The organism is Embleya sp. NPDC005971 (assembly GCF_040629175.1).
GTDB lineage: Bacteria > Actinomycetota > Actinomycetes > Streptomycetales > Streptomycetaceae > Embleya.
Map to the genome: position 1 here is coordinate 1 of NZ_JBEXUX010000154.1, position 4,269 is coordinate 4,269.

Below are 4,269 nucleotides of genomic sequence, written 5' to 3' on the forward strand. Positions count from 1 at the left end.
CACCCGCCGAACACGAAGCCAAGCACTACCAGAGACAACCAAAACCGCAGGTCATTGCCACACACCCAAGTCTCTAACGAACCCGGAGCGGTTCACCCGAACGTTCCCCACGAAACTGCGACACCCCCAGGCCAGCCACCCACGGCCCCACCCGGACACCTGCGAAACGTTCCCACCCCACCTGCAACACCCCAGCCCACACCACCGGCCACACACCAACAACCACTGGGAAATCACAACGACGCCTGGGCGGCGGCGGACGGCGCCGGCGTGCGGGAGCCGTCCGGGATCCAAGACACCGGCGGCAAAGACGACTTCGCGCACATGAACGCAAGCACACCCCACCCTCGAGCCGGCCGACACAGGAATGTGCATCCCCACGACAGCCACACCACGCATGTGATCGTGCCCTCGGGCAGCCCACGACAGCAATTCGGTCACCCCGTGACAGCCAAGAATCCCGCGATCAGACCGACAAAGCCCAGCTCAACAAGGAGAAACCGGGCTCGGAACCGCTGACACCCACCCCGCTGACACCACCCCAAACACTCACAGTGCCCGCACGGAGGACGAGAACGACTGACCGATCGAATCGACAGACCCGGCAGATCCGGCTGGACCGGCAGGCGCGGCTGGATCGGCCGGACCGGCAGGACCGGCTGAATCGGCTGAATCGGCTGAATCGGCGGGAGGCTGCACGGCCTTCGGGAGGGCCAGCGCGGCCGGAAGGCCGATGAGGGCGCCCACCGCGACCACCGCCACGGCGGTCCGGATCCCGCCCACCGAGACCAGCACCGCCAGGCCGGCCCCGGAGCCGAACTGGAGTGCGGTGGAAGCCAGTCCGGAGGCGGCGCCCTGCTCGGCATCCGCGACGCCCGACGCTGCGGCAACCCACATCGTGGTGAACACAACGCCGGTGCCCAGCCCGAAGGCGACGATGCCGGGCAGCAGCGCGGCGTACGACGACCCGTCCGTCATTCCCGCCGCCAGCACTGCGGCCCCCAGCCCGGCGACCGCGAACCCGACCATCAGTGTCCGACGCACACCCAGACGACCCGCGAGGCGCTCACCCGCGAGATTGCCCACCGTGATCGACAGCGTCGGCCCCAGGAACGCGACTCCTGTGCGCAGCGCCGAAAAGCCCATCTCATCCTGGAACCACAACGTCAGGAAGAACGGCACGGCCTGCAAGGTCAGCCCGAACACCAGAATCACCCCGGTCGCGGCCGTCAGCCCGCGATGCGTGAACAGGCGCAGCGGCAGCAGCGGATCGGCCGTCCGCGACTCCACCGCGACGAATCCCGCGAGCAGCAACAGCGCCACTCCCGCCGCACCCGCAACCCGAGGATCCGTCCACCCCCACTCCGGTCCCTGCGCAATCGCGAACACCAGCAGCGTGAGCCCGACCGTGCCGGTCAACGCGCCCGGGAAGTCGAAGCCGGGCCGCGCCGCGCCCGCGCCGTCGCGCCCGTCGTGCTCCTTGCGTCCGGCCTGCCCCTGGCACGCCTTGAGTTCGTCGTACTCCCTGCCTCCGTCCTGTCGCTCACACCCCTCACGCCCCTCACACCTCTCGCGCCCACCGCGCCACGCCGCGTCCGCGGGCAGCAGCGCGAAGGCGGCGAGCCCGGCGCCCACGACCAGCGGGACATTGACGTAGAACACCGCCTGCCAGCCGCACGCACTTGTCAGTACGCCGCCGAGCAGCGCCCCCAGGCTCAGCCCGCCCGCTCCCGACACCGCCCACACCGTCAGCGCCCGGGTCCGCGAACGCCCCTCCGCGAACAGCGTGTTGACGAGCGACAGTGTCGCGGGGAACAGAACCGCCCCGCCCACGCCCTGCACGGCCCGCGCGCCGATCAGCGCGCCCGGCGCGGTGGCGAGGCCGCCCAGGAGCGAGCCGACGCCGTACAGCGCCATGCCGAGCACGAACATGCGGCGTCTGCCGAGCAGGTCCGCGAGGCGGCCGCCAAGGAGGAGGAGTCCTCCGTACACGACGGCGTACGAGCTGACGACCCATTGCAGCCCGTGGTCGGAGAAGCCGACATCGGCGGCGATCCCGGGCAGCGCGACGTACACGATCGTGAAGTCGAGTGCGGTGATCAGGCCCGCGAGGGCAAGGAGGCCGAGTGTCCAGGCGGGGCGGGTGGGGCGGGTGGGGTGTCCGGGGCGTTCGACGTTGGCAGGGCGTGCGGGATTGGCAGGCGACGGCATGGGGCCGACCTCCGGAAACGGCCTCGGGAGTGAGGCGGGCGGCTGGGTCGTTTCCCAGCCTGGACGGGCCGCCGCGCGCTACCCAGGTCCCGGCTTTGCCTACGCACCACGTGATCACCTTCGCGCGGCCGGTTATGGTCGCGGTGTGGACGCACGTGTCGAACTGAGCGAGTTCCTGAAATCCCGCCGGGCCCGCCTGAGCCCGGAGGACGTCGGACTGCGGGCGTACGGCGGCCGCCGCCGCGTCGCGGGACTGCGCCGCGAGGAACTGGCGGGTCTCGCCGGCATCAGCGTCGCGCACTACACGCGGCTCGAACAGGGCAGGTCCGACAGCGTCTCGGCGGAGGCCCTGGCCGCGATCGGGAGGGCGTTGCGCCTGGACGAGGACGAGCGGACGTACCTGAACCAACTCGCCCGGCCCGACGCCCGCACATGTCCCGAGACCGCCGCCCCGCCGCGCGCGGGCCTGCGGCACCTGGTGGCGTCCTTCGACGCGACCCCGGCGATCCTGGTCGGGCGACACACCGAGATCGTGGCGTGGAACCCGGTCGCAACCGCGCTTTTCGGCGACTTCGCGGCGATGCCCGAGGGCGAGCGCAGCATCTCCGACCTGATATTCCGCCGCTCGGACGTCCGCGACCTGCACGGCGCCGGCTGGGAGCGCACGGCGGTCGAACACGTTGCGCACCTGCGGGTGTTGTCCGCCTGCTACCGCGGCGACCGGCGCCTCATGGCACACATCGAACGACTGCGCGCGGCCAGCCCCGAGTTCGACCGGATGTGGTCCTCCCATCCCGTCGCCCGCGCGGGCGGCCGGTTCTACCGGCTGCACCACCCCGTCGTCGGCGACCTGGACCTGTACGGCGAACTCGTGACCCTGCCCGTCGACCTCGAATACAGCGGTCTCGACCTGTTCGCCGCCGAGCCGGGGTCCCCGTCCGAGCGGGCACTGCGCCGCCTGGCCGACCTGTCCCGCGAGCGGGACTCGCCCTCACCCCCGCCCTCGCCCGCACAAGCGCGCTGATGCCGCGTTCCTCGAAGGGCGTACACGAGCCGGCGCCGTGACGTGCGGGTCGATGAAGCCGGCCTGCCCGTAGCACGTGGCTCGTGTCCGCGTCGGGCTCGTGCGTGGCCGGCGGCGACGAGTACGCGGAATACCATTCCATCGGTGTCGGCTCGGAGACCCGGAAGGCCGCGGCATCGAGCCGGCAAGGTGTCGATGTTGTCGCCAAGCGGAGTTACAAGCGCCTTGCCCGACGCGTGAGCGTCGCAGCCGAGCGGACTCCCGGCAGCCGATGACGAGCTCGCCCCCACACACTGGTCGCATCGTCGGTTCAATCCGGTCCGAATCCGCGGTGGCTCCGAACTGGCGGCTGCCGCCTAGCACTTCGTCGACGGTGAACATCGCGTCCGGCGCCCACACGCGGTGCGGGTGACGTACCCGACCGATTCCTTGGGCACGGCCGGCGCCGACGCGCCCGGACGACAGACCCGAGGCGACAACGGCCGTCGCACCCGCCGGTCACCGTGCCGGGCCGGGCGCCTTGCCGAGGTTGGGGATGGAGCGCTACCAGCGGCGGACGGTGCGGCTGCTCGCCCAAGTCCGTGCCGTGGTGCGGGACCTCGCAGGTCGTGCAGGCGCACGGACACTGAAGGCGCTCGGGGCCGGGCTGTCGCGATGCACCGCGCTGCGTGTCGGGCAGACATCCCGCTGCCGGTCCGCCGGGTGCCGCGGGTCCTGGGCGTCGACGACTTCGCGCTCAAGCGCCGCCACCGCTACGCGACGGTGCTGACCGACGCCGAGACCGGCGAACGCACCGACGTCCTGCCTGGCCGCGGCGTCGACGCACTCGAGGCTTGGCTTCGTCGACATCCGGGTGTCGAGATCGTGTGCCGGGACGGCTCGGGCGCCTACGCCGAGGCGATACGCCGCGCCCTGCCCGACGCGGTGCAGGTCGGCGATCGGTGGCAGTGCGCCATGAGGCGCCTTGTCGTATCCCCGACTCAGTCGGGAGGAACTTGGAGGGAGGTTCTTGGGTCCAATGGCTTACCTAATCC

The 4,269-nt window shown here is 71.3% G+C and carries 2 protein-coding genes and 1 pseudogene; 2 read left to right on the forward strand and 1 reads right to left on the reverse strand.

The window, feature by feature from the left end; translation table 11 throughout:
* Positions 1-549: 549 nt before the first annotated feature.
* Positions 550-2,211, reverse strand: a complete 1,662-nt coding sequence (locus ABZ374_RS48035) for an MFS transporter (RefSeq protein ID WP_360325030.1) — start codon at positions 2,209-2,211, stop codon at positions 550-552.
* Between the two features lie 145 nt (positions 2,212-2,356).
* Here ABZ374_RS48035 and ABZ374_RS48040 point away from each other — a divergent pair, with 145 nt between their 5' ends.
* Positions 2,357-3,235: a helix-turn-helix transcriptional regulator gene (locus ABZ374_RS48040; protein ID WP_360325033.1), complete on the forward strand. Its 879-nt coding sequence runs from the start codon at positions 2,357-2,359 to the stop codon at positions 3,233-3,235.
* A 538-nt stretch (positions 3,236-3,773) separates the two neighbouring features.
* Positions 3,774-4,180: pseudogene (locus tag ABZ374_RS48045) on the forward strand (transposase); the annotation flags it as partial.
* Between the last annotated feature and the right edge of the window lie 89 nt (positions 4,181-4,269).

Bases quoted from the DNA above. Each gene is read 5' to 3' on its own strand.
- ABZ374_RS48035 (WP_360325030.1), bottom strand. From the start codon at position 2,211: ATGCCGTCGCCTGCCAATCCCGCACGCCCTGCCAACGTCGAACGCCCC.